Origin of the sequence: Micrococcus sp. HG099, from assembly GCF_024723355.1 — a bacterium.
GTDB lineage: Bacteria > Actinomycetota > Actinomycetes > Actinomycetales > Micrococcaceae > Micrococcus > Micrococcus endophyticus.
This window is the reverse complement of the sequence record NZ_JANQCJ010000240.1, coordinates 1-1,355: the sequence shown is the minus strand read 5'-3', so window position 1 is coordinate 1,355 and position 1,355 is coordinate 1. Positions and strand designations below refer to the sequence as shown.

General features: G+C 80.2%; 1 protein-coding gene. It reads left to right on the top strand.

Annotated elements, in window-relative coordinates:
- Positions 1–21 precede the first annotated feature (21 nt).
- The coding region (locus NWP10_RS11950; RefSeq protein WP_258301048.1) for a hypothetical protein at positions 22–1,355 on the top strand (1,334 nt) is incomplete at its 3' end.

Below are 1,355 nucleotides of genomic sequence, written 5' to 3'. Positions count from 1 at the left end.
GGCCTGGTGCGCGCCCCGCGGGTGAGCCCCGCCGCGGCCGTGCTGCAGGCCCGGCTGTGGGAGGGGCTCGAGCGGGTGCGGGCCCTCTCGGACCGCTGCGCCCGGATGGACCGCGACCTGCGGGCAGCCGCCGTCCGCTACGAGGAGGCCGAGCGGGCCGCCGCCGGCATCGTTGCGGCCGAGGACGTGGGTCTGGGTGCACTGTCCCTGGAGCCGTGGCGTCGCGGCCGCGACGGTCTCACCACGCGGGAGGCGGAGCGGCTCGGCGAGGCCGCCGTGCAGGCCGTGCCGGAGGCCGTGGCCTCCGCCGTGCTCACGGCGGCGGGGTTCCCCGCGCTGGCCGCCCTGGCGCGCATCGACCTGAAGAAGCTGTCCTGGTGGCAGCGGAAGACGCTGAAGAGACCCGTCTCGCGGGGGGCCTCGCGGCTGGTGGAGGAGGCATCCGAGGGCACCGAGCTGCTGCGGGTCTCCCCGGACGAGGCCTGGACGGCCGTGGGGGCGGTCGCGCGGGCGCTGGGCATCGCCGCGGACCGGGAGGTCGCCGTGGCCGGACCGCCCGAGGACCGCCCGGACGCGCCGGCGCGCCTGGACGGCTCGGCCGCGGACCTGCTGGGGTTGATCCCGCGCGGCGGCGTCGAGGGGGAGCTGACGGTCACGCGGGTCGAGCGGGAGCGTGGCGGCCCGGCCTGGGTGGTGGGGCTGCCGGGGACCCAGGGCGGGTTCGCGCCGGACCACGCCTCGCGGAACCCGTGGGACGCCTCCGGGCTCGCGGATGCCCTCACCGCCGACTCCGCCGCCACGGCCCCCGCGGTGCGGGCCGCGCTCGAGGCCGCGGGCGTCCCGCACGGCGCGCCCCTGGTGCTCGCCGGCTACTCCCAGGGCGGCGTCCACGCGGTGAACCTGGCCGGGGACGCCGGGTTCACGGCCGCCTACCCCGTGGCCGGGGTGGTGACGGTGGCGGCCCCCTCGGGCAACGCCGCGCGGACAGGCGGTGCCGCCGTGCTCGAGTTCTCCTCGGACGCGGACCTGGCCACGGCCGTCGACGGCGCGCCCGTGCCCGCCTCCCGGCACCGGGCCGAGGTGGTCTTCCACCCGGGCGGGCAGGGCTGGGGGCCGCCCCCGGCACCGGGGGAGGAGCCCGGAGCGGCGCCGGCCGGCGGCTTCCGCACCGCGGGCCCGGACGCCGTGGGCGAGGACCTCGCGGCCACCCACGACTTCGACGGCCACCTCGCGATGGTCCGCCAGTTCGAGGCCGCCGACCCCGCGGCCCGCGCCGAGGTCGCCGGCCTCTCGGCCACGCTCGCCGGGCTCAGCGCGGGCGCCGTCGCCTCGAGCCGCAGCGTGCGGCTGCGCCG